Origin of the sequence: Acinetobacter sp. AOR41_HL (assembly GCF_027854645.1) — a bacterium.
GTDB lineage: Bacteria > Pseudomonadota > Gammaproteobacteria > Pseudomonadales > Moraxellaceae > Acinetobacter > Acinetobacter nosocomialis.
This window is the reverse complement of the sequence record NZ_JAKTHZ010000009.1, coordinates 133222-155992: the sequence shown is the minus strand read 5'-3', so window position 1 is coordinate 155992 and position 22771 is coordinate 133222. Positions and strand designations below refer to the sequence as shown.

Sequence of the window (22771 nt, the reverse complement as noted above, 5' to 3'; positions counted from 1 at the left end):
GATCGGCAAATTTGCCGATCTTTTTTATTTTAGCGAGGTAATACGCCGTAGAGCATCATATGTACTGTATGCTCAATTGAGCGCTGGAACATACTGCGGTTACGAAGAGTTTTCCCGGTTACCATTTCCATTTGAGTCGCAAAATCGGCATAATTTTGCGTAAGCCCCCAAATATTGAGAATTAAAAGCTCCGGGTCGATATCCGGTGAAATTTTTCCTTCTTCTTGCCATGTCTGAATAACCTTAGCTTTGCGCTTAAATAGCTTTTTCAAGGGCCCTTTCAATATAGGCAAAATATGCGGTGCCCCTTGAATAATTTCTAAAGCAAATAGTCGCGAAGCTTTTGGTTGGCTACGAGAAAGTTCGATTTTTTGAATTAAATAGTGAGACAAGGCTTCGGCTGGTTCTAACTCAGCTTCTAAGGTTTGTAAGGGAGCTAGCCATTTTTGTAAAACTGTGGTCAGCACTTCCACATATAAAGACTCTTTATTTTCATAGTAATAGAAAATATTCGACTTATGCATGTCAGCGAGTTGGGCAATTTCATCCAGACTTGCGCCACTGAACCCATATAGTGAAAACACATCAAGGGCGGCAGCAAGAAGCTGATTGCGCTTTTGGGTACTCTTCTTTTGTTCCATTTGCTGCATAAATTAAAAAGATAGTGTTCCCATTGTAAGGTAAATCGTTTGATTTGTGCACAGGTGTCTCACTTTTTTAGTGAAAAAACGGATAGTTATTTGAGCAATAGATATACTATTGTGCAAAAAATAGAGAGATTCACTAGTTTATTGTTATTCTTAAAAATATTTTTTAATCTTCGCCCTAAAAAAGAGCAATAAATCATCAGTTTTATTGCTCGTTAATTGGGCATTTTCGGTTGAATGGTTCTCATTACTCATCTCAACCTTAAGTGGCTAAAACGGCATCGAGTACTTGTTGTTCAAGCTGAGCAAAAGTAATGCTCTTTTTCCGTGGACGCGGCAAATTAACTTGAAAACTTTGAGCAATCTGACCCTTATCTAACAATATAATACGGTCAGCCAGTTGCACTGCTTCACTTACATCGTGTGTGACTAAAATGGCAGTAAAACCTTGCTCTTTCCACAAGCGCTCAATCAAGCTTTGCATCTCAAGACGAGTTAACGCGTCTAATGCACCCAAAGGTTCATCTAATAATAAAATACGGGGAGTATGAGATAACGCACGGGCTAGGGCAGTACGTTGACGTTGGCCACCTGAGAGCTGTGAAGGCCATTGTCCCGCTTTTTCTTTTAAACCTACTTTCTCTAATAATTCTTCTGCCAAAGCATGTTGCGATTTTGGTAGCCCAAGTTGAACGTTCTGAAGAATATTTCTCCAAGGAAGTAGGCGGGGGTCTTGAAACATAACCCGTATGTCATCGTTAGTAATACCTTCACGCAAATGTCGGGCAGATTTAAACTTGATCTCACCAAAACTTGCTTTTTCAAGTTGGGCAATTAAGCGTAGTAAGGTACTTTTACCGCAGCCACTACGACCAACAATAGCTAAAAATTCGCCCGGTTGAATATGTAGGTTAAGATCTTCAAGAACTTTAACCTCACCATAAAACTTATAAAGCTGTTCAATCAGAATCTCTGCGCCTACCACAGGTTCTTGTGACTCTGGATGATTTTCTGGAATGAGCTCTACGTCATTCTGATTAATATTTAAATTCAGATTTGTCATATTCTAAGCTCCCTTATTTCTGATATCCCGCGTGCCAGCGTAATAAATAGCGTTCCAAAATTTGTGCAAAAACATCGGCTAACTTACCTAATAGGGCATAAAGAAGAATACCGACGAGTACCACATCTGTTTGCAAAAACTCACGCGCATTCATGGTCATGTAACCGATACCTGCTTGTGCTGAAATAGTCTCAGCTACAATGAGCAACACCCAAACCAAACCTAATGCAAAACGTAAACCGACTAAAATAGAAGGCATCGCACCCGGTAGAATAATTTCTTTGTAAAGCTGCCAACGTGAAAGACCATAGCTTTTTCCCATCTCAATTAATTGTGGATCGACTGAACGGATACCGTGATAGGTGTTGATATAAATAGGGAAGAAGACTCCGACCGCCACCAAAAATAATTTGGCTGTTTCATCAATACCGAACCACAAGATAACCAGTGGAATAAGTGCTAATGCTGGGATGTTACGAATCATTTGCAAGGTTGTATCGAGCAGGGTAGAGGCGAAACGTGAAGACCCATTGAGCAGACCCAATAGCAAACCTAAACCACCACCAATAAATAGTCCGAGTAAGGCTCGTCCTGCACTGACTTTAACGTGCTGCCAAAGCTCGCCGCTAATGAGTAGATGCCAAAAAGCAGAAACGACAGCCGTAGGAGCCGGCAGAATACGATTTTCTAAAAGGCCTGAACTCGATGCGATTTGCCAAACAACCAATAGAACAATCGGGAAAATCCAAGGCAGCAGACGCTGCCCGACTTGTTTCGTTCCACGTGAAACAATATTTATATCTTTGCTCATGCAGGCTCCTTGACGGAACTATTTTGTTTCTTCTCGTCCGGAACATAGTTGTTGGCAATGATTTCACCGAATGGTCCGGTTAAGTTTGGCTGAGCAAGTTTAGCTCGGGTCTCGATTGGTAATAATGGGAATACTAACTCTGCAAAACGGATTGACTCTTCAAGGTGTGGATAGCCTGAGAAAATAAAGGTATCGATACCTAAATCTGCATATTCTTGAATACGTGCAGCAACGGTTTCTGGATCGCCGACAAGTGCTGTACCTGCACCACCGCGGACTATACCGATACCTGCCCAAAGATTTGGAGAGACTTCAAGTTTGTCTCGATTACCGCCATGTAACGCGGCCATACGTTGTTGGCCTACAGAGTCCATTTGTGCAAATTTTTTCTGTGCTGCAGCAATAGTTGCATCGTCTAGATACTGAATCAGTTCGTTAGCAGCTGCCCATGCTTGTTCGTTGGTTTCACGAACAATGACATGTAAGCGAATGCCATAAGTTAATTTACGGCCTTTAGCCTCCGCTTTTGCACGAACATGTTCGATCTTTTCTTTCACGGCCGCTGGCGGTTCACCCCAAGTCAGGTAAGTGTCCACTTGCTCAGCCGCAAGGTCGACCGCGACGTCAGAAGAACCGCCAAACCAAAGAGGTGGGTAAGGTTTTTGAACAGGTGGATAAAGTAGTTTTGCATCATCGACTTGTAAGCGTTCGCCGTGGAATGTAAAAGCTTCACCTGTATGTGAACGAGTCAAAATTTCGCGCCAGATTTTTACGTATTCATTGGCAGTTTGATAACGCGTTGAGTGATCTTCATATAAACCGTCACCGCGTAGTTCTGCTTCATCGCCACCTGTTACCAAGTTGAGTAACACCCGACCATTGGACAAGCGGTCAAAAGTTGCAGCCATACGCGCAGCTAAAGCTGGTGTTGTTACACCCGGACGTAACGCAACTAAAAATTTAAGGTGCTGAGTTGCATCAATCAGGCTCGCCGCCGTAATCCATGGGTCTTCACATGAACGGCCCGTTGGAATAAGTACACCTTCATAACCCAAATTATCTACTGCCACAGCAATTTGCTTCATATAGGCATGGTCAACCTGACGAGCGCCTTTACTTGTACCTAAATAGCGACTATCACCGTGGGTAGGAATAAACCAGAAAATTTTCATGTGCATTACCTATATGTCTATATGAAATTACTTGGCACCCCAAACAGCTTGTTTAATGCTGATTGGTTTTGGAATGATGCCTTGTTGAGTAAAGATGTCTGCAAGCTGCTGTTGTTCAGCAATAACTTTGCTGTTAAGAGGAGCTGCTGCTGATGGACGTGGACGACGTTTAATGAATAAATCACTAGTTGCAGGTTTTAAGCCTGTACTTTGGCCAATCGCACTTGCTGTTTCGGCTTGATGGCTTTGGACCCATTTGTCAGCTTGATTGATCTGCTTGATGAGTCCTGAAACAGCTTTTGGATATTGCTTAACAAAATTTGGAGCGGCTAAGTAAAAGGTATAGTTCGGGCTTAGGCCTTTACCAGATGCAAGAACACGAGCTTGGTCTTCTAATTGTGCTGAAGCGTAGTAAGGATCCCAAATTGCCCATGCATCAACGGCACCTTTTTGGAATGCAGCGCGAGCATCGGCAGGTGTGAGCCAAATTGGCGTAATGTCGCTCCATTTTAAGCCCGCTTTCCGCACAGCCTGTACAAGTAGGTAATGTGAGCTAGAACCTTTTTGTAGCGCAATACGTTTGCCTTTCAGGTCTTTAAGTTGAGTAAGCTGTGAGTTTTTTGGAACTAAAATTGCCGACGCTAAAGGTTTAGCTGCTTCATAAGCAATATAATATAAAGGCTTGCCAGCGGCTTGAGCATAGACTGGTGGCGTGTCTCCAGTAACGCCAACATCGAGTGAGCCAACAGCCAAAGCTTCTAAAATTTGAGGGCCAGCGGGGAACTCATTCCAAGTGATTTTGGCATTCGGAAATTCTTGTTCAAATAGTTTTTGTTGCTTGGCAATTGCAAAATTAATCGAGCTTTTTTGGAAACCGATACGCAGTTCTTTTACAGTTGGGTCAATTGCCCAAGCAGGCGCTGCGATTGTTAAACCAAATACAGCGAGTGCGCTAAAGCGCTTAACTAACTGAGTCCACTGACTCTTATTAAATAATGACTGATCTTGCATATTGATATCCTTGTTCCCTTAAGGCAAGGCACAGCATTTATATCGTTATTTAAGCTGTGCCAAAGCTAGGTTTATTTCATTTTTAAAATGGCTTCTTGTATGGTGAGCTTGTTTGGAATGAGCTTTTGCGCATAAAAGGCATCGGCTACATATTGTTGTTCTTGGGCGACCTTGTCAGATATTGGCTGAACTCCAAAACCCATACGTGAAATGGACGTTTTGAGTACATCAAACTCAAGTGCCGTAGGTTTTTCGAGTAATTTGGCAGCCTCATCTTGGTGTGTGCTGACCCATTCAGTTGTCTGATTTAGTGTTTGCACAACAGTGTTGAGTACTTTCGGATTACTTTCTGCAAATTTACGATCAGCCAAGTAGAACTGATGATTGCTCACCAAATTTTCACCAGTCGCTAAAACACGAGCTTGAATTTGATGTTCAGCTGCTGCAAAGAACGGGTCCCAAATCACCCATGCGTCGACAGCTCCTTTTTCAAAGGCTGCACGCGCATCTGATGGTGGTAAATAAACAGGTTGTATATCACTTAAGCTCAAGTGATTTGCTTCTAAAACTTTTAATAAAAGATAGTGAACATTCGAACCTTTATTCAGTGCGACACGTTTGCCTTTTAAATCCTGAATAGAGTGAATAGGAGAGTCCTTTTGTACCAATAATGCTTCTGCTTTTGGTGCAGCCGGTTGGTTTGCAACATAGACTAAATTGGGATTGGCCGCTTGAGCAAAAATAGGAGGTGCTTCGCCTGCTTCACCCAATGAAACGCTTCCGACATTTAGACCTTCAAGTAATTGAGGTCCCGCAGGAAACTCAACCCATTTCACTTGTACACCTTGGTCTTTTAGTGCTTTTTCCAAGTCACCACGTGCTTTTAGAATAGGAAGGATGCCATATTTCTGGTATCCAATATTTAGAGTTGTGGTGGTGTGTTCCTCTTTTTTGGCACAACCACCTAGCATCATCACTCCCGCAAGGCTGGCAGCAATGACTGAATATTTTGCCCATGAAGTGGAATTAAAAAGTGCCATGTGGTTTTGTGCTCCCCGAAAGAGAAAAAGAAAAATAATTGGATGAGCAGATACCCTAAAGGGATTTTTATTCCATAAAAAATAAGTATTCGGTCTTTATTTATGCAAAAAAAAGCTAAAAACTTTCGGCGATAAACTTATGCAAAAAAAAGATTTATTAAATAAAATAATATTTAGAAAATTGTTTTTAAGACTTTGTAAATAAAAAGAAAAATATTAAAAGAATAAAATTTAATGATTTAAAAAAAGTACAACCATACATTAATCGTATTTATGGTTGTACTTTTTGGACTAAGCTTATCTGAAATAAGAATATCTAAAAAAATGCAAAGACTAAGGAAGCAATTTTTTAAAGACTAAAGAATTTCTTTGATAGTTATAAAGTGCCTGACGGGCATTTGGTAACTCATCAACGGTGACTTGGTGAAAACCATGTTCTAAAAACCAGTGTGCAGTTCGGGTTGTTAAAACAAATAATTGACGAATGCCTTGTTGTTTTGCCTTTTCTTCAAGGAATTGCAAAATTTGGCTACCACGGTTCGATTTACGATAACTTGGGTGTACTGCTACACAAGCAATTTCTGCTGAACGAGTTTCGTTAAACTCCGTTGGAATCGGATAAAGAGCAGCACAGGCCAAAATCATACCGTCTCGTTCAATAACCGCAAACTGGCTAATTTCTTGCTCTAAACGTTCACGTGAACGATAAACCAAAATACCTTCTTCTTCTAACGGGCGTAATAAGTTCATTAAGCCGCCAACATCTTGAATATGCGCCATACGAACTTCTTCATAATGTGCATCGGTAATCATGGTACCCACACCATCACGTGTGAACAGTTCTTCAATGAGTGCGCCATCATAGGCATATGAAATTAAATGAACACGATGTACACCCGACAGAGAAGCTTTTTTTGCTTCTTCTAAATGTAGAGTTAGAGTTGGACTGGTGGTTTGGTATTGTTGAATATAGTAGTCAAGTTGATGCGGACTTAATTCACGCAATAATTGTCCTTCTTCATTGAGCAAACCTTGTTGCTCACCTAAAAATATTAATTTATCTGCTTTTAAATAGGTTGCAGTTTTCGTTGCAACTTCTTCAGCTCTTAAATTAAATACTTCACCTGTGGTTGAATAGCCAGTTGGACCAAGTAAAACAATATTATCGTTATCAAGATGGCGTTCAATCGCGTCGGTGTCTATGGAACGAACCTCTCCTGTAAGCTGAAAATCCATACCATCACGAATACCATAAGGTTTAGCTGTTACGAAGTTTCCTGATACGACGTCTATGCGAGCACCGTACATTGGAGAGTTAGCTAAGCCCATAGATAACAATGCTTCGATTTCTAAACGAATAGAACCGACAGCACTCATGACACAACTTAATGATTCACGTGTGGTAATACGGCTATTGTCATAAAAAGGAGTTTCGATACCTTTATCTTTAAGGTTTTGATTAATTTGTGGACGTGCGCCATGGACCAAAATTAAGCGAATACCAAGTGAATGCAATAAAGCAATATCATGGATAATGTGTTCAAAATTAGGATCGCGAACTGCTTCACCGCCGAACATTAGAACAAAAGTTTTATCGCGATGGGCATTAATATAAGGTGCTGAATGTCGGAACCAATGTACATAATGTTGGGTGTTATTATGTGATTTCTCTAAAGACTTAGTTGGCATACCGATCTCGAATCAACAGCAAAAAGATATAAAGATGATTCTAAACAAAAAAGCTTAAAGTCGCATGTATTAGATAGAAAAACACCCAAATTACATTTGGGTGTTTGTTGGTTTATTAAATTAACGAATCACTTTGATAATTTTATGACTTTGCTCATTTACGAGTACGTAGTTACCGTTCACTTTATACCATTTTTGAAAACGTCCAGGCTTAGTCAATTTATCATGCGTGCGATAGTCGATGACATAACGTGGGTGCTGATATTCATGTGGTACGACTTGGCCTTCTCGCCAGATATTGGCACGATCATCTTTATGAATTACTTTGACTGGTCTGACGTCATGGTTTCGGTAGTTATCATGATGGTCATGATCATTTGGTGCAGCCATCGCTGTTGATGCGATTAAACCACTCATTGAAAGAACAATTGCTGTTGTTAGTTTTTTCATAATGAACCTCGAATGATAAATTAAATTTCGATAATTGAAGATTAGTGAAGAATTACAGATAAATCGTGAAGACTAAGAACAATAAATGTGAAAAATATCTATGAAATAAGAAGAAATTTAGAATATATAAATTTTTAATATCTTATTGATATAAAAATAAAAAAGGATAAAACCGATGGGCTTTATCCTTTTTTACTAACTGATGAGTGAGGAGCTATCAGTTTTATAAACCACGAATGCTAACAATGCTATTAGAATCTGTGTCAACTAAAATATAGTCATTATTGATTTTGTACCATTGTTGATTACGGTCTGGTTTAGGTAAGTTATTGTCTCTATAGTCGACCTTATAGCCATTACCGCGATAATGCTGTGGCATAACATAGCCTGGCTGCCAGCGATGTTGCTTTAGACGCTCAAAACCGCGTTCTTCGCGCATACGACGCTCATCGCGAAAACGATCTTCATCATCGTCACGGTCATGTTTATGCCCACGATCATTCCATTCACCACGAGGCCCACCTTTAGGTCCTTTCTGGCCATGTCCTCGGTCAAATGGAGGATCAGCAAAGCTTGCCATACTGGTGGTCAGTACAGTTATGCTAAGGGCTAAGATGGTGAACAACTTTTTCATGATGCATCCTCGTTTACATCTGATGTCTCTCATGTTGAATACTGTACGCGCAAAATGCAGAGAAACTGTGAAGATCATTTAATGCTTCAATTAAAATTACGGATAAATCCAGTGTTTTATCAATAATAAAAAAGGCTTGTATATATCTTTTCAGGTATAGCCAAGCCAGATGTGATGATCGGCCGTAATTTATTTTAGCTTTTCATCTATAGTTATTTAGTCCTGTGCATCAATACTTTGACCATTGAGCGTCAGGCTATCTTCACCCATTAAATAGAGATAAGCTGGCATGATTGACTCTGGTGTTGGTAATGTTTTTGGATCTTCTTCAGGATAAGCTTTAGCACGCATTGCGGTACGTGTTGCACCTGGGTTAATGCAGTTAAAGCGAATATTTGGATAAGTATGCTCAGCTGCAAAAATTTTGCTCACAGCTTCAATCGCGACTTTAGATACTGAATAAGCACCCCAAAGTGCACGTGCTTCGCGACCTACGCCAGAGCTGGTAAACACAACAGAAGCGTTATCTGATTTTTGTAAAAGTGGGAGTAAGGCTTGAGTAAGCGCAAAAGGTGCACGTAAATTGACTGCCATCACATCATCCCACACTTCTGCTGGATAATGGGCAAGTTCTACTCGATCACCTAAAATACCGGCATTATGCAAAATACCATCTAGACGTCCAAATTGCTTTTCTAACGTATTGACTAAAAAGTCATAATCGCGATCAGAAGCACTCGAAAGCTGGAGTGGTAAAATTGCAGGTTGAGGGGCGCCTAAACCTTCAATTTCATCATAAATTACTTCAAGTTTATTTAAGGTTCTACCATGCAAAACCACAGTTGCACCGTGTAAAGCATAACTGAGGGCCGCAGCTCGCCCGATTCCATCACCTGCACCGGTGATTAAAATAATTCGATCTTTAAGTAGATCTGGACGAGGTTGATATTCTGAATATTTCATTGGTAAACCTCCTTCTTTTTATACTGATATAAATAACCGTTAAAAAAGCCTGTAAAACTCTTGTGTTAACTTATCATACGCTGATTTTCCTGTAGAGCAGGAAGCTTTTGACGTAACATCTCGTGTAATTCTGTCACCGTATTTACAATCGAATCGGCTTGCCACGCGGCTAAATCATCACGATGTTCGATAGGTAAATAGCCGTATGCTGCCAAGATGGTATACATATTGGCATTGCGACCAGCATCAATATCACGTGGGTGATCGCCCACATAAATAATTTCATCTGCTGGAATATTTAACTGCTTTGCAGCCAAATACATCGGTTCCGGGTCTGGTTTAGTTTTAGAAACATCTTCCGGACACACTAAAACTGCACAGCGTTCAGTCAGGTTTAGCTTTTCTAGAAGAGATTCACTTAAACCACGTGGTTTATTGGTGACAATACCCCACGGTATTTGCTGAGCTTCTAACTCTTCTAAAAGCGGATACATCCCTTCAAATAGATCTGTATCGACGACAATATTATTGCCATACATATCTAAAAAATTTTGTCGATGTGCCAAGAAGATTGGATTGGTTACATCCAGCTCTGGATAGACCAATTTGACCATGGCGCGTGCACCTTCAGACACCTGAGTGCGAATAAGGTCTGCTTCTACAACAGGGCGTCTTGCATCACGACACATTTGTTGAATAATGCGAATAAAGTCGGCAGCGGTATCGATGAGAGTGCCGTCTAAATCAAATAAAACAGCTTTCATCATGCACCTGTCTTTACTGTATGAACCATATAGTTAACATCAACATTTGGTGCTAACCAATAACGCTTCGTAATTGGGTTGTAGTGCAAACCTGTCATTTCTTTTAAAGTTAAACCTGCATCACGAATGTCATGTGCCATTTCTGACGGGCGAATAAACTTGTGATAATCATGCGTACCTTTTGGTAGCATACGCAGTACGTATTCAGCACCAATAATGGCAAATAAATAAGATTTCGGGTTACGGTTAATAGTCGAGAAGAACACATGGCCGCCTGGTTTAACCAATGTCTGACATGCTTTAACAATGGATGCTGGGTCTGGAACGTGTTCCATCATTTCCATGCAAGTGACCACATCATATTGGCCTGCTTGTTCTTGCGCCAACTCTTCAACTGGAATTTGACGATATTCAATATTTTGAACATTTTCTTGTTGAGCATGCAAACGGCCTACGGCTAAAGGCGCTTCACCCATATCGATGCCGAGTACGTCTGCACCGCGGCGCGCCATGCTTTCAGCTAAAATACCGCCACCACAGCCAACATCAAGCACCTTTTTACCAGCAAGACCACCAGCACGTTCATCAATCCAATTTAAACGTAATGGGTTAATTTGATGGAGTGGGCGAAATTCAGAATGTTGATCCCACCATTTGGCAGCAAGAGCTTCAAATTTTGCGATTTCTTGTAAATCAACATTCAATTGCGACATGGTGCTACCTCTAAACTTGGGTTATCTTTTTGATGTAGTTCGCTGTTAGTGTAGCGATTATTGGGAAAAAAGCGATAAACCCAATAAAAAACTTCACAGAAGCAAAACGAATTTAGCATATTTGTTTTATATTTAGGGCATAAGCTAATGCATAACAACTTAGAGGAAAAGCTGTAACAATGAAAAATTTGGTTTTGGGTGGTTTGAGTGCAGCAATTATGGCCGTATCGGGTAGTGCAATGGCAGCAGATTTCGTTGCTGGTAAAGACTACACCGTAATTGCCAATCCAGGCAAAGTGGAAGTACCGGGGAAAATCGAAGTTCGTGAGTTCTTTTGGTATGGTTGTCCGCACTGTTTTAAACTTGAACCGCATATGCAAGAGTGGTTAAAACAGATTCCGAGCGATGTACGTTTCGTACGTACGCCAGCTGCTATGAACAAAGTATGGGAACAAGGGGCACGTACTTACTATACATCTGAGGCATTAGGCGTACGTAAGCGCACGCATTTACCATTATTCCATGCAATTCAGGTGAATGGTCAGCAGATTTTTGATCAGGCTTCTGCGGCTAAATTCTTTACTCGTTACGGTGTGCCTGAACAAAAATTTAATAGCACTTACAACTCATTTGCAGTAACTGCAAAAGTTGCCGAGTCAAATAAACTTGCTCAACAGTACCAATTAACAGGCGTTCCTGCTGTAGTGGTAAATGGTAAGTATGTTGTACAGGGTGAAGATGGTAAAGTTACTCAAGTACTTAATTACTTAATTGAGAAAGAACGTAAAGCAAAATAATTTTGAGTGCGTTAGAAAAAGGGCTTCATCAGAAGCCCTTTTTTATAAAATTTATTTCATAATCACGAAATCATTCAATTAATTTTGAGAATTCTCATCTTCAATCTGAAAATTTAACGCATCAAAATTGGTGGTTTGGGTGGGTAACGACAACGCCTGATTAATATATAAATTAATCAATTTTTGGCGAGAACCAATCGAGCGCTGATAATAAGTCGAATTTAAAAGTAGTGATGCACCGTAAGTCAGTGACCAGATATAAGATAAATAGTCACGAATCGACATGTCATAATTTAATGATTTTAAATAACTTTCTGTAATATCTTTAATCGCTAAAATACGTTGCTGACGGATTTCATACAGCTCTTCAAAAAGGTGCTTCAACTTAGACTCTGTCATCGTCAGATTTTCTTCAAGCTGATGCAATAAAATCGTTTTTCCCGGTGTGAGCAAATGATGGAGCATGTAACGCGGAGCATACTCTTTGAAATCAGTATTATATTTTTGAGAAATTTCTAAAATTTGTTTTTCATTTTGAATAATGAGTTCAAGCAGAAGTTCATTTTTACTTCTAAAGTGTTTATAAAGCGTACCTTTTGCGATATCTAGCTCGGCCACTAATTCATCTAGAGTAATTTCCTGATTGTTTTCTAGTAACAATTTTTCTGCAACGCTTAGAATTTTTTCTTTGCGCATCAAAAATTGTGTATGACGATCAAGATTCATAGGTATTCCCACACCAGTTTGGCCTAACGAATAGTTTACTTCCTGTAAAAAGAAAAAGACTTTTCTCGAAATTTTAGCCTTTTTCTTTCACTCTTTACGTATTAACACATAACCTGTTTTTTGTCATTTGCCAGTTTTACCGTTCCCAGTTGGCAATGCCTCTAAACAGTAAGCGAACTTGTGTAGACGCATTTTCAATAAAGGCAATTTGTTGCTGTTTGAGCTGCTCACCTTGATATTGTTTGGCGAGGTTGAGCCATGTCATTGCCCATGTAAATGACATATTAGTCAAAATGGTAGATAAGACATTTAAGTCTTGAGGGTTTTGAATATGTTTAAAATTTTCGAGTTTAGTCAGATCTGTTGTTAGATCTTCAATTAAAAATTCAATTTCTCTAGCAATGGCTGCACGAACGGTTTCGGAACCTCCCCAACGTTCAGCAATCATAAATTGCCACTGTTTAGGGCTATGGTTCACTGCCTGCACAAATAGCTCAATGCTGGTTTGGGTTTTAGCAGACTTGTGCTGTAAATAACTTTGGCCGAGTTGATGTAAAACGCTTTTTAAATGTAGGGCAACTTGGTCAACCAATTCTTTCCCAAGTTCATCCATGTCTTGAAAATGACGATAGAACGCAGTTGGTACTAAACCTACTTCACGTGCAACTTCACGCAAACTAATACTACTGAACGAACGCCCAGACGTGCTTAGATGCAAGGCTGCATCGAGAAGTGCCTGACGACTTTGCTGTTTTCGTTCATCTCGTATCGACATTAAAAAAACCTATTTAAACCGTGAGCCAAAGTCTAACAAAAAAGAGCAAACTTTCATAAAAAAAATAGTGAACAAGTGTTGACTGAGTGAACACTTATAAATATAGTGTACATATGTTCACTATACGAACATGTGTTCACTCAAATAAATAGCCAGAAACAAAAGAGGAACGTATGAACGCAACACTTAACTATCAACCACATTGGGTCCGAGAAGATTTCGTTGATTTTGTTTTGCAGAAAATTAACGCGACTTGGGCTTGGAAAAGGGTACTTGCAGAAGTTACCGCTGTTCAGCCGCTTCATACCGATATGGTGCTCATTAGACTTAAACCAAATCGTAATTTTAATTTCGATCAGGTTTGTGCGGGACAAAGTATTCTATTGACGTTGCTTATCGATGGCGTTTATCAACAACGTAGCTATTCGATTATTGAAGTAACCACTCAAGGTGAAATCACTTTAGGTATTAAAGTACAAGGCTTGGTGTCTCGTGCAGCTCAACTGTTACATGTGGGCGAGTGTGTTGAGATTTCACAGCCACAAGGTAATTTTACTTTGCATGAAGGTCAGCAGCCTGCAATTTTAATTGCATCAGGAAGTGGTATTACTGCAATTTATTCACTCTTGCAGCAAGCTTTAAAACAGCAGCTTGAACAAATCCATGTCATTTATTTTAATCGTGCGGAAATTTTTCATGCCGAATTAAAAGCTTTAGCAGAACAGCATCCACAGCTTCAGTATCATTTTTTTAATACCAGCGAGCAAAAACAACATTTAACGGAAAGCTTACTGCAAAAGCTGGTTCCAGATTTTGCGCAGACTGCGACCTATATATGTGGACAACACGGCATGATGCAGCAGGCGAATGAAATTTATGCGCAAAAAGGTGCTCAGTCTCAGCTCCATCAAGAATATTTCCAACCACTTCAAGTAACTGGTACACATGCAGCACAGCCTGTTATTTTCCGCCGTGTTCAACACGAATTTTTAGCTGAAACAAATTTACTGAGCAGTGCAGAGCAGGCGGGACTACGTCCGCAACATGGCTGCCGTATGGGTGTTTGTAATAAATGCAGTTGTACCAAAGTGAGCGGGGTCACTCAAAACCTGTTAACAGGCGAAATTGAAGACCAACCAAATCGTCCAATTAAACTATGCGTGAGCCAGGCATTAAGCCCAGTCACGATTGATCTATAAAAAGAATTACAGAGGATTAACCCTATGAATATGGCATTAGAATTTTCTACTGTTTCTAAATCTGCTCATTTAACACCGGAACAAACTGAAGAATTTGGCCGCCGTGTTGAACAGATTCGACAAGATGTTATGAAAAGTCTTGGTGAGCAAGATGCAAAATATATCTACAAAGTCCGTAACTTTGTTCGCTATACCGAAATCGCATCACGTGGCATGTTGATGTTTGGTGGCTGGATTCCACCTGTCTGGTTATTGGGTACAGGTTTACTGGGTATTTCTAAAATTGTAGAAAACATGGAACTTGGTCATAACGTTATGCACGGTCAGTTTGACTGGTTAAATGAGCCAAGTCTGAATGGTAATACCTATGATTGGGATACCATTGCCTCTGGTGATGACTGGCGTGAAACACACAACTATGTACACCACACCTACACCAATATTGTCGGTAAAGACCACGATGTCGGATATGGAATTTTACGAGTAAGTGATCAACAGAAGTGGGAACCTCGTCACCTGTTTAATATTCCACTCGGTCTACAGTTAATGTTTTTCTTTGAATGGTATGTAGGTGTACAAAACTTACACCTTGAAGATGCATTAGTTTATAAAACCAAGAGCTGGAAACAGGTTTGGAAAGATTCTGCTAAAGTCCGTAAAAAAGCCACACGCCAAGTTTTAAAAGACTATGTATTTTTCCCTGTGATCTCTGGCCCTATGTTTTTACCGGTTTTTGCGGGAAATGTAGTTGCCAATATTATTCGTAACTTATGGTCATCAGCTGTAATTTTTAATGGTCATTTTACTGAAGATGCAGAAACGTTTGAGCCGGATAATACCGACACTGAAACCAAGGCAGAGTGGTATTTACGCCAGATTCGTGGATCAAGTAATTTTAGTGGTACAGAATGGCTGCATTTTATGAGTGGTAACTTAAGCCATCAAATTGAACACCATTTATTTCCAGATATGCCAGCTAATCGCTATAAAGAAGTAGCACCGAAAATTAAGGCACTTTGTGCAGAATATGGCATTAACTACAACGAAGCGAACTTTATGCGCCAGTTCTGGAGTGTATGGGTGCGTTTAGCAAAATGCTCATTACCAAACCATACAACTGCAAAAGTGATGCAGACATTAGAAAAATTAAAAGCAAAATTCAAATTTGCCTAATCGATAGACCAATAAATAGCTCCTAAAAAGGGGCTATTTTTATTTTTAAGTCATGAAAAGTGCAGACTTACATTTGAAAGTAGGGAATAAACTCAACCTGTCAAAATCCTTTGCTATACTATGCCCAAGTTTGTATTTAAGAGAATTTAGGAAGGATTATGCGTATTGACCAACGTGCATTAGACCAATTACGTGAAGTGAAAATTACACGAAACTACACCCGTTATGCTGAAGGTTCTGTGCTGGTCGAATTTGGTCACACCAAAGTCCTTTGTACTGCAAGCATTGATAACTCAGTGCCACGCTTTTTAAAAGGCCAAGGTCAAGGCTGGGTAACAGCAGAATATGGCATGTTACCGCGTTCAACACACTCTCGTTGTGACCGTGAGGCTGCTCGTGGTAAACAAACTGGTCGTACTCAAGAGATCCAACGTCTCATTGGCCGTAGCTTACGTGCGATGGTTGATTTGAAAAAGCTGGGTGAAAATACCATTACCATCGACTGTGATGTCATTCAGGCAGATGGCGGTACACGTACTGCTTCAATCACTGGTGCTGCTGTAGCATTGGTTGATGCAATGAATGTTTTACTTGCACAGAAAAAAATTAAGCAAGATCCCCTTAAAGGCTTAGTTGCTGCAATTTCTGTAGGTATGTATCAAGACGAAGTATTGCTTGATCTTTGCTATGAAGAAGACTCGAACTGTCAAACTGACTTAAACGTAGTAATGACACAAGCTGGCGAGTTTATTGAAATTCAAGGTACAGCGGAAGACAAACCGTTTACCCGTGCTCAAAGCAATGCCATGTTAGAAATGGCTGAAAAAGGAATTGCCGAGCTGATTAAAAAGCAACAAGAAGCTTTAGGCTGGTAATTTCAAGTTATCTAAAAAACGCATCTTCGGATGCGTTTTTTATGCCTTCATCAAATCGACATAAAAACATCACTTGTCTGTCACCTTTTCACTTTATTAGTAGTTCGCATTTAAACCGTTTGGAAAAAATCAATGCGAAAATTTTCACTTTTATTAATTACATCTTTAGCGCTTATGCTCAGTGCTTGTAACGATGACAACAACTCAGATAATTCATCGCCAACACCACCAACCAGCAATTGCAAAATGCACTGTGCACCATAATAAAAATTAAGGATGAAAAAATGAATCGTCGCGAATTTCTTTTAAATTCTACAAAAACTATGTTTGGGACAGCTGCTCTGGCAAGTTTTCCGCTAAGTATTCAAAAAGCGCTGGCTATTGATGCGAAAGTTGAAAGTGGAACTATTCAAGATGTTAAACACATCGTGATTTTGACTCAGGAAAACCGTTCTTTCGATAATTATTTCGGAACATTAAAAGGTGTACGTGGTTTTGGTGACCGTTTTACCATTCCTATGACAGAAAGCCGCAAGGTGTGGGAACAATACGATGCTAACAAAAATAAAGTACTGCCATACCATTTAGATAGCCGTTTAGGAAATGCTCAGCGTGTTTCAGGTACACCTCACTCATGGTCTGATGGCCAAGCTGCTTGGGACAATGGTCGTATGAGTGATTGGGTAGCATATAAAAAACCGCAGTCGATGGGCTATTACAAAAAGCAAGAAGTTGAATATCAATTTGCCTTAGCAAATGCTTTTACGATTTGTGACGCGTACCACTGTGCTATGCACGCGGGAACTAACCCGAACCGTAAATTTATTTGGACGGGAACCAATGGACCTACAGGGGCAGGTGTTGCGAGTGTGGTCAACGAATTTGATGGCATTGGACCATCAACAGAAGGTTATGAATGGACGACTTATCCTGAGCGTTTACAGCAAGCTGGCGTGACATGGAAAGTTTATCAAAACATGCCGGATAACTTTACCGACAACCCTTTAGCTGGTTTCAAACAGTATCGCCGTGCAAATGAGCAATCTGGTCAACCAGTCAGTAACGATACCCTCACTTGTCCAGCATATGATGAAAAAATCGATGCTACTCAACCACTTTATAAAGGTATTGCCAATACCATGCCGGACGGTGGTTTTCTAGGAACTTTTAAAGCTGATATTGCGCAAGGTAAATTACCGCAAATGAGTTGGTTAGTTGCTCCTGCAACTTACAGTGAACATCCAGGGCCATCTAGTCCTGTGCAAGGCGCTTGGTATATTCAGGAAGTATTAAATGCGTTAACTGAAAATGCTGAGTTGTGGAGTCAAACCGTTTTATTGGTGAACTTCGATGAAAATGACGGTTTCTTTGACCATATTCCTTCACCAAGTGCACCGTCTAAAGATGCAAATGGTGTTGTATATGGAAAAACCACTTTAACGGATCAGCAAGTATCTTATGAGTACTTTAACCATCCAGCAGTAGCGACTTCGAAATCTCAACCTAAGCCAGATGGTCGAGTGTATGGTCCGGGTGTACGTGTTCCAATGTACGTGATTTCACCATGGAGCCGTGGAGGATGGGTAAATTCTCAAGTCTTTGACCATACTTCTATTTTACAGTTCTTGGAAAAACGCTTTGGTGTGCAAGAGCCGAATATTAGCCCATACCGCCGTGCTGTATGTGGTGATTTAACGACAGCATTTAATTTTAAAACACCGAATCTTTTGCCTGTTGCTGAACTAGACGGAAAGAAAACTAAAGCCGAAGCCGATGCGATTCGTGTTGCTCAAGCTTTATTGCCACAAGTTCCTGTTCCGAGCCAGCAGCAATTTCCGCAGCAGGAAATGGGGATTCGACCATCACGTGCTTTGCCATATATTTTGCACACCAGTGCCAAAGTTGATGCCACTCAAAAAACAGTTAAATTGATGTTCTCTAATACGGGTAAACAGGCAGCCGTTTTCCATGTGTATAACCGATTGGACCTAACGTCAATTCCACGCCGTTATATGGTTGAAGCGGGTAAACAGCTCGATGATGTATGGAATGCTACAAATGGGCAGTATGATTTATGGGTACTCGGACCAAATGGTTTCCACCGTGCGTTTAAAGGTAATTTGAGCCAAGTTAACCAAACTCAAGCTTTACCGGAAATTAGAGTATGTGTGGAAGAGTGTGATGCGAATTTGTATTTAAAAGTGCGTCATGATGGCAGTAAGTCAGTTAAGCTCACAGTCAAAGCAAATGCTTATCTACCAAATAAAACATGGAATATAGAAACCAACAGTTCCGAAAAAGAATTGGTTTGGGATATGTCTGAATTTGGTGGTTGGTATGACTTTACGGTGTCATTAGCTGATGATGCAACTTTTAGTCGCCGTTTTGCAGGACGTATAGAAACTCAAGAAGATTCAATTTCTGATCCATATATGGGTTATTTAGAGTCTTAAGTTGCTCTAATGGATGAATGATTAAGATGAAGTCTTAAGTTAATCATATTTTAAATTAGCTAGCACGACGGAGTCTTATCATTTATTCATCCAGTGGAAGTAGCTAATTCGTTACTTTGGTTTCGCCCAAAGTAACCAAATGCATTTGTCATCTACAAAACCTGTTCTCTTCCTGCATATATCTGATTTATTGCAAAAACAATATATTCATAGATTTTGGGCAGGTTGTAGATGACATCTCGCACAATCTAATGTTGGGAAATATAAATGAAGGGAAGTAATATCTTATTATGTAGATGAATAATAAAAATAAAGACTTACCTTTTGTAACAGAATCTCCTAAGCCTGGTCATATTTATCTTTTACCTTGAAACCCTAAATTTTTAAAAGTAATGGGGAAAATTTATGCTACAAGGTTTTATTGTATTATTAGCAGTAGTTACTTTTGTTTTAATGGCTGCCGACCCACGGGATAGTGGGGCACAAGCGACTCAGTCAGCATGGCAAAAAACACAAGCAGCAGACATGACCAAGTCGCAAAAAAATACCAATAATGATGCTGATTTTATTTAAGCATTAAAACGCATTGATAAATCAACGGCTTTGACGTCTTTAGTCAATACGCCCATAGAAATATAGTCGACACCAGTAGTCGCTACTTCGCGTAAGTTTTCAATAGTGATATTGCCCGAAGCTTCGAGTTTACAGCGACCCGCCACGTGTTTTACAGCATCAATCATTTGTTGTTGGCTAAAGTTGTCGAGCATGACAATGTCCGCACCTGCTTCAAGCGCTTGGTTTAGCTCATCCCAAGTTTCAACTTCGACTTCAACAGGTTTGCCTGGCGCAATTTGGTGTGCTTTTGCAATCGCTTGGGCAATACCGCCTGCTGCCATAATATGGTTTTCTTTAATTAAGAATGCATCAAATAAACCGAGGCGGTGATTTTGTCCGCCGCCGACGGTTACGGCATATTTTTGTGCAATACGTAGGCCCGGTAAAGTTTTACGTGTATCGAGAAGTTTTGTATTTAAACCTTCAAGATGTTGAACATATTCAGCAGTTTTTGTAGCCACAGCCGATAATGTTTGAATAAAGTTTAGAGCAGGGCGCTCTACAGTTAGTAAGCTACGTGCAGAACCAGCAAGCTTTAAAAAGGCTTCATTTGCAGCAACATGGTCACCTTCTTGTTTTAACCAAATCACCTGTACAGTGTTGTCATAAGCTGAGATGAGTGCATTAACCCATGGCTGTCCAGCTAAAACCATATCTTCACGGCTAATAATGGTTGCAGTGGCCTGCTCATCTTCAGGTGTGAGCATAGCGGTAATGTCGCCGTCCCCAATATCTTCTTGTAATGCTTGTTGAATATTGATTTGAATTGACTGTTCAAGCAAAGACTGAGGTATGCTCATACGGTTTCCATTTTGTCGATGACCCTAAAACTTGCGATATATTAGCACTGTCGACTTTAAAAATAAGCTGTTTTATTCGTTTAATCGCGATAAACAATCGTACTGACTACTCTGAAAAGCATATAACTGTTTTAAACTAAAACAATTGGCAAGCAATTTATTGGCATCTCAATGAAGCAAATCACACCGTATGAAGTTATAGATGGGCAGTTAAAAGGGGCGAGACAAGTTCCTTCTCCAAATTTTAACCAGCGTCCGGCTGGTACCGAAATTCAAATGATTGTGGTTCATAATATTAGCTTGCCACCTTCTCAATTTGGAGGCGGATACATTGAGCAGTTTTTCCAAAATAAGTTAGATTGGTCCGTACATCCCTATTTTCAGACTATTGAAGGTATGCAGGTCTCTACGCACCTGTTAATCTTACGAACAGGTGAGGTCCTACAGTTTGTTAATTTTAATGATCGTGCTTGGCACGCAGGGCGTTCGAGCTATTTAGCCAAAGTTGAATGCAATGATTATTCAATTGGTATTGAGCTTGAAGGAAGTGATGATTTACCTTTTGAAGAGATACAGTACGACGTACTAACAGATGTGGTTAGGGCCATTCGCCAAGCTTACCCTGAAATTAAGAATCATATTGCAGGGCATTCAGACATTGCACCGGGCCGAAAAACCGATCCAGGACCTTATTTTAAATGGCAGCATTTTAGACAACTGTTAACACAGAAAAAAACTTGAGTTCATTCATCATTTCACAACGAAAAGATTTTCTAGTTTCATTACAATAGCGACTTTCGAATATATAGCTTTAGGTGAGTACGATGGCATTATGGCGATCGACTTTTATTGTCAGTGCGATGACGATGTTGTCACGTGTGTTGGGGTTGGTACGAGATGTCGTATTGCTCAACGTGTTTGGTGCGGGTAAAGATTTCGATACCTTCGTTGTGGCTTTTCGTATTCCTAATTTCTTTCGACGATTGTTTGCCGAAGGAGCTTTTTCTCAGGCTTTTATTCCGGTACTAACCGAATATAAAACAGGCCGAGCACATGCTGAAGTTCAAATCCTGATTAGTCGGGTATTTGGTTGCTTACTCACGGTCATGACCTTACTCACTTTTGTGGCTATGGTGTTAGCACCAGCAATCATCTATATGTATGCGCCGGGCTTCCATAATGACCCTGAAAAGTTCGATTTAGCAGTCAGTATGTTCCGTCTGACTATTCCATATTTAATGTTTATGTCATTGACTGCTTTTGCTAGCAGTATCTTAAACAGTTATGGTTCTTTTGCTTCCCCAGCTTTTTCACCTGTATTGCTCAATGTAGCAATGATTGCTGGTGCATGGTGGCTTACGCCATATATGGCTGAGCCAATTAAAGCATTAGGATGGTCAGTTGTAGCAGCGGGTATTTTACAGTTAGCTGTACAAATTCCTGAGTTATGGCGTAAAAACCTCCTAATTCCGCCTAAAGTTGATTTTAAACACGAGGGTGTAGAACGTATTTTAAAATTAATGCTTCCTGCATTATTTGGCGTATCTGTAACTCAGATTAACCTGTTGTTAAATACAATTTGGGCATCTTTCATGCAAGATGGTTCGGTATCTTGGCTCTATAGTGCTGAGCGTATGACAGAACTACCTTTAGGTTTAATTGGTGTTGCGATTGGTACAGTGATTTTACCTTCGCTTTCAGCACGCCATGCTGAGCAAGATCAAGAAAAGTTCCGCGGTATGATCGACTGGGCAGCAAAAGTTATTGTATTGGTGGGATTACCAGCAAGTATTGCTTTATTTATGCTTTCTACACCGATTATTCAGGCTCTATTCCAACGTGGTGAGTTTGACCTACATGATACTCAAATGACTGCACTTGCATTGCAATGTATGAGTGCTGGTGTAATTTCCTTTATGTTAATTAAGGTATTTGCACCAGGTTTCTATGCTCAGCAAGATACTAAAACACCAGTTCGTGTGGGTTTAATGTCTGTTGCCGCAAATGCTATTTTAAACGTTGTATTTATTGGATTCTTTAAACTCATCCATTGGCAGGCTGAACATATGGCGCTTGCGTTGGCATCTTCTGGTTCAGCTTTGGTAAATGCTGGTTTGCTCTACTTCTATCTACATAAGCGTAATATTTTTCGATTCGGCTCACATTGGAAAAAACTGATTCTTCAATATGGATTGGCAAACCTTGCCATGATCGCAGCGCTTTGGTTTGGGTTAAATTGGTATAACGGCGAGCTTTCTCAATGGATCCGCATTGCTGAGGTCGCAGGTCTATGCGTAGTAGGCGTAATCGCTTACTTAATTGGCTTATTGATTAGTGGCTTTAGACCAAGAGATTTAAAACACTAAAATAAAAAGCGATCAATTTAGATCGCTTTTTTTAT

General features: G+C 40.1%; 24 protein-coding genes. 9 read left to right on the top strand and 15 right to left on the bottom strand.

Annotated features, from left to right (window positions below; genetic code table 11):
- Window positions 1-29: 29 nt before the first annotated feature.
- The 12 genes from MKL35_RS02260 to ubiG form a co-directional block, all read right to left on the bottom strand.
- Window positions 30-650, bottom strand: coding sequence for a TetR/AcrR family transcriptional regulator (locus tag MKL35_RS02260; protein ID WP_002050490.1), 621 nt, complete (start codon window positions 648-650; stop codon window positions 30-32).
- Between the two features lie 259 nt (window positions 651-909).
- On the bottom strand, window positions 910-1710 hold the full coding sequence (locus tag MKL35_RS02255) for an ABC transporter ATP-binding protein (RefSeq protein WP_000183286.1): 801 nt from the start codon (window positions 1708-1710) through the stop codon (window positions 910-912).
- Between the two features lie 13 nt (window positions 1711-1723).
- Window positions 1724-2521, bottom strand: a complete 798-nt coding sequence (ssuC, locus tag MKL35_RS02250) for an aliphatic sulfonate ABC transporter permease SsuC (RefSeq protein ID WP_032011754.1) — start codon at window positions 2519-2521, stop codon at window positions 1724-1726.
- On the bottom strand, window positions 2518-3693 hold the full coding sequence (gene ssuD / locus MKL35_RS02245) for an FMNH2-dependent alkanesulfonate monooxygenase (protein ID WP_270912737.1): 1176 nt from the start codon (window positions 3691-3693) through the stop codon (window positions 2518-2520). The genes ssuC and ssuD overlap by 4 nt, the downstream gene beginning before the upstream one ends.
- Window positions 3694-3720: 27 nt before the next feature.
- A complete protein-coding gene (locus MKL35_RS02240; RefSeq protein WP_032011753.1) occupies window positions 3721-4704 on the bottom strand; it encodes a sulfonate ABC transporter substrate-binding protein in 984 nt (327 codons plus the stop codon).
- 71 nt (window positions 4705-4775) lie between these two features.
- The gene (locus MKL35_RS02235) at window positions 4776-5744 is read right to left on the bottom strand and encodes a sulfonate ABC transporter substrate-binding protein (RefSeq protein WP_032011752.1); all 969 of its coding nucleotides are present in this window, start codon (window positions 5742-5744) and stop codon (window positions 4776-4778) included.
- A 333-nt stretch (window positions 5745-6077) separates the two neighbouring features.
- Window positions 6078-7433, bottom strand: a complete 1356-nt coding sequence (gene argA, locus MKL35_RS02230) for an amino-acid N-acetyltransferase (protein ID WP_002050496.1) — start codon at window positions 7431-7433, stop codon at window positions 6078-6080.
- Between the two features lie 120 nt (window positions 7434-7553).
- On the bottom strand, window positions 7554-7883 hold the full coding sequence (locus MKL35_RS02225; RefSeq protein WP_002050532.1) for an RcnB family protein: 330 nt from the start codon (window positions 7881-7883) through the stop codon (window positions 7554-7556).
- 223 nt (window positions 7884-8106) lie between these two features.
- A complete protein-coding gene (locus MKL35_RS02220; RefSeq protein WP_004706109.1) occupies window positions 8107-8517 on the bottom strand; it encodes an RcnB family protein in 411 nt (136 codons plus the stop codon).
- A gap of 216 nt (window positions 8518-8733) precedes the next feature.
- On the bottom strand, window positions 8734-9480 hold the full coding sequence (locus tag MKL35_RS02215; RefSeq protein WP_004706106.1) for a YciK family oxidoreductase: 747 nt from the start codon (window positions 9478-9480) through the stop codon (window positions 8734-8736).
- A gap of 65 nt (window positions 9481-9545) precedes the next feature.
- Window positions 9546-10247: an HAD family hydrolase gene (locus MKL35_RS02210; RefSeq protein ID WP_212285437.1), complete on the bottom strand. Its 702-nt coding sequence runs from the start codon at window positions 10245-10247 to the stop codon at window positions 9546-9548.
- Complete coding sequence (gene ubiG, locus MKL35_RS02205; RefSeq protein ID WP_270912727.1) at window positions 10244-10957, bottom strand: bifunctional 2-polyprenyl-6-hydroxyphenol methylase/3-demethylubiquinol 3-O-methyltransferase UbiG; 714 nt, start codon at window positions 10955-10957, stop codon at window positions 10244-10246. Before ubiG ends, MKL35_RS02210 begins: the two co-directional genes overlap by 4 nt.
- 179 nt (window positions 10958-11136) lie before the next feature.
- On the opposite strand from ubiG, the gene MKL35_RS02200 reads away from it, so the two are divergent.
- Complete coding sequence (locus MKL35_RS02200) at window positions 11137-11754, top strand: thiol:disulfide interchange protein DsbA/DsbL (protein WP_022574310.1); 618 nt, start codon at window positions 11137-11139, stop codon at window positions 11752-11754.
- A 78-nt stretch (window positions 11755-11832) separates the two neighbouring features.
- Here MKL35_RS02200 and MKL35_RS02195 read toward each other — a convergent pair whose 3' ends face one another.
- Complete coding sequence (locus tag MKL35_RS02195; RefSeq protein ID WP_002050537.1) at window positions 11833-12480, bottom strand: TetR/AcrR family transcriptional regulator; 648 nt, start codon at window positions 12478-12480, stop codon at window positions 11833-11835.
- A gap of 136 nt (window positions 12481-12616) precedes the next feature.
- Entirely contained in the window at window positions 12617-13255 is a 639-nt protein-coding gene (locus MKL35_RS02190) for a TetR family transcriptional regulator (RefSeq protein WP_022574311.1), read from the bottom strand.
- A gap of 173 nt (window positions 13256-13428) precedes the next feature.
- Here MKL35_RS02190 and MKL35_RS02185 point away from each other — a divergent pair, with 173 nt between their 5' ends.
- From MKL35_RS02185 to MKL35_RS02160, 6 genes are all read left to right on the top strand, one after another.
- Window positions 13429-14454 carry a ferredoxin reductase gene (locus MKL35_RS02185; protein ID WP_270912723.1) on the top strand — a complete coding sequence of 342 codons (1026 nt, stop codon included), beginning with the start codon at window positions 13429-13431 and terminating at the stop codon, window positions 14452-14454.
- A gap of 30 nt (window positions 14455-14484) precedes the next feature.
- On the top strand, window positions 14485-15627 hold the full coding sequence (locus MKL35_RS02180; protein ID WP_080754091.1) for a fatty acid desaturase family protein: 1143 nt from the start codon (window positions 14485-14487) through the stop codon (window positions 15625-15627).
- 158 nt (window positions 15628-15785) lie between these two features.
- Window positions 15786-16502, top strand: a complete 717-nt coding sequence (gene rph, locus MKL35_RS02175; RefSeq protein WP_001217232.1) for a ribonuclease PH — start codon at window positions 15786-15788, stop codon at window positions 16500-16502.
- Between the two features lie 132 nt (window positions 16503-16634).
- Window positions 16635-16766 (top strand): hypothetical protein, encoded by a 132-nt coding sequence (locus MKL35_RS02170; RefSeq protein ID WP_255210327.1) that lies wholly within the window; start codon window positions 16635-16637, stop codon window positions 16764-16766.
- Window positions 16767-16786: 20 nt separating this feature from the next.
- Window positions 16787-18955 carry a phosphocholine-specific phospholipase C gene (locus MKL35_RS02165; protein ID WP_270912722.1) on the top strand — a complete coding sequence of 723 codons (2169 nt, stop codon included), beginning with the start codon at window positions 16787-16789 and terminating at the stop codon, window positions 18953-18955.
- A 405-nt stretch (window positions 18956-19360) separates the two neighbouring features.
- Complete coding sequence (locus MKL35_RS02160; protein WP_000938939.1) at window positions 19361-19528, top strand: ABZJ_00068 family colistin stress protein; 168 nt, start codon at window positions 19361-19363, stop codon at window positions 19526-19528.
- Here the strand turns inward: MKL35_RS02160 and nadC are convergent.
- On the bottom strand, window positions 19525-20370 hold the full coding sequence (gene nadC, locus MKL35_RS02155) for a carboxylating nicotinate-nucleotide diphosphorylase (RefSeq protein ID WP_148356724.1): 846 nt from the start codon (window positions 20368-20370) through the stop codon (window positions 19525-19527). The two genes, MKL35_RS02160 and nadC, sit on opposite strands and share 4 nt — an antisense overlap.
- Before the next feature lie 171 nt (window positions 20371-20541).
- Here nadC and ampD point away from each other — a divergent pair, with 171 nt between their 5' ends.
- Complete coding sequence (gene ampD, locus MKL35_RS02150; protein ID WP_004711193.1) at window positions 20542-21111, top strand: 1,6-anhydro-N-acetylmuramyl-L-alanine amidase AmpD; 570 nt, start codon at window positions 20542-20544, stop codon at window positions 21109-21111.
- A 74-nt stretch (window positions 21112-21185) separates the two neighbouring features.
- On the top strand, window positions 21186-22736 hold the full coding sequence (murJ, locus tag MKL35_RS02145; protein WP_170832357.1) for a murein biosynthesis integral membrane protein MurJ: 1551 nt from the start codon (window positions 21186-21188) through the stop codon (window positions 22734-22736).
- The last annotated feature ends 35 nt before the right edge of the window (window positions 22737-22771 follow it).

Bases quoted from the DNA above. Each gene is read 5' to 3' on its own strand.
- MKL35_RS02200 (WP_022574310.1), top strand. From the start codon at position 11,137: ATGAAAAATTTGGTTTTGGGTGGTTTGAGTGCAGCAATTATGGCCGTA.
- MKL35_RS02260 (WP_002050490.1), bottom strand. From the start codon at position 650: ATGCAGCAAATGGAACAAAAGAAGAGTACCCAAAAGCGCAATCAGCTT.
- MKL35_RS02165 (WP_270912722.1), top strand. From the start codon at position 16,787: ATGAATCGTCGCGAATTTCTTTTAAATTCTACAAAAACTATGTTTGGG.
- argA (WP_002050496.1), bottom strand. From the start codon at position 7,433: ATGCCAACTAAGTCTTTAGAGAAATCACATAATAACACCCAACATTAT.
- MKL35_RS02195 (WP_002050537.1), bottom strand. From the start codon at position 12,480: ATGAATCTTGATCGTCATACACAATTTTTGATGCGCAAAGAAAAAATT.
- MKL35_RS02170 (WP_255210327.1), top strand. From the start codon at position 16,635: ATGCGAAAATTTTCACTTTTATTAATTACATCTTTAGCGCTTATGCTC.
- MKL35_RS02210 (WP_212285437.1), bottom strand. From the start codon at position 10,247: ATGATGAAAGCTGTTTTATTTGATTTAGACGGCACTCTCATCGATACC.
- MKL35_RS02180 (WP_080754091.1), top strand. From the start codon at position 14,485: ATGGCATTAGAATTTTCTACTGTTTCTAAATCTGCTCATTTAACACCG.
- MKL35_RS02220 (WP_004706109.1), bottom strand. From the start codon at position 8,517: ATGAAAAAGTTGTTCACCATCTTAGCCCTTAGCATAACTGTACTGACC.
- MKL35_RS02225 (WP_002050532.1), bottom strand. From the start codon at position 7,883: ATGAAAAAACTAACAACAGCAATTGTTCTTTCAATGAGTGGTTTAATC.
- MKL35_RS02235 (WP_032011752.1), bottom strand. From the start codon at position 5,744: ATGGCACTTTTTAATTCCACTTCATGGGCAAAATATTCAGTCATTGCT.
- MKL35_RS02255 (WP_000183286.1), bottom strand. From the start codon at position 1,710: ATGACAAATCTGAATTTAAATATTAATCAGAATGACGTAGAGCTCATT.
- nadC (WP_148356724.1), bottom strand. From the start codon at position 20,370: ATGAGCATACCTCAGTCTTTGCTTGAACAGTCAATTCAAATCAATATT.
- MKL35_RS02160 (WP_000938939.1), top strand. From the start codon at position 19,361: ATGCTACAAGGTTTTATTGTATTATTAGCAGTAGTTACTTTTGTTTTA.
- MKL35_RS02240 (WP_032011753.1), bottom strand. From the start codon at position 4,704: ATGCAAGATCAGTCATTATTTAATAAGAGTCAGTGGACTCAGTTAGTT.
- MKL35_RS02185 (WP_270912723.1), top strand. From the start codon at position 13,429: ATGAACGCAACACTTAACTATCAACCACATTGGGTCCGAGAAGATTTC.
- ssuD (WP_270912737.1), bottom strand. From the start codon at position 3,693: ATGAAAATTTTCTGGTTTATTCCTACCCACGGTGATAGTCGCTATTTA.
- MKL35_RS02215 (WP_004706106.1), bottom strand. From the start codon at position 9,480: ATGAAATATTCAGAATATCAACCTCGTCCAGATCTACTTAAAGATCGA.
- ampD (WP_004711193.1), top strand. From the start codon at position 20,542: ATGAAGCAAATCACACCGTATGAAGTTATAGATGGGCAGTTAAAAGGG.
- ssuC (WP_032011754.1), bottom strand. From the start codon at position 2,521: ATGAGCAAAGATATAAATATTGTTTCACGTGGAACGAAACAAGTCGGG.
- MKL35_RS02190 (WP_022574311.1), bottom strand. From the start codon at position 13,255: ATGTCGATACGAGATGAACGAAAACAGCAAAGTCGTCAGGCACTTCTC.
- ubiG (WP_270912727.1), bottom strand. From the start codon at position 10,957: ATGTCGCAATTGAATGTTGATTTACAAGAAATCGCAAAATTTGAAGCT.
- rph (WP_001217232.1), top strand. From the start codon at position 15,786: ATGCGTATTGACCAACGTGCATTAGACCAATTACGTGAAGTGAAAATT.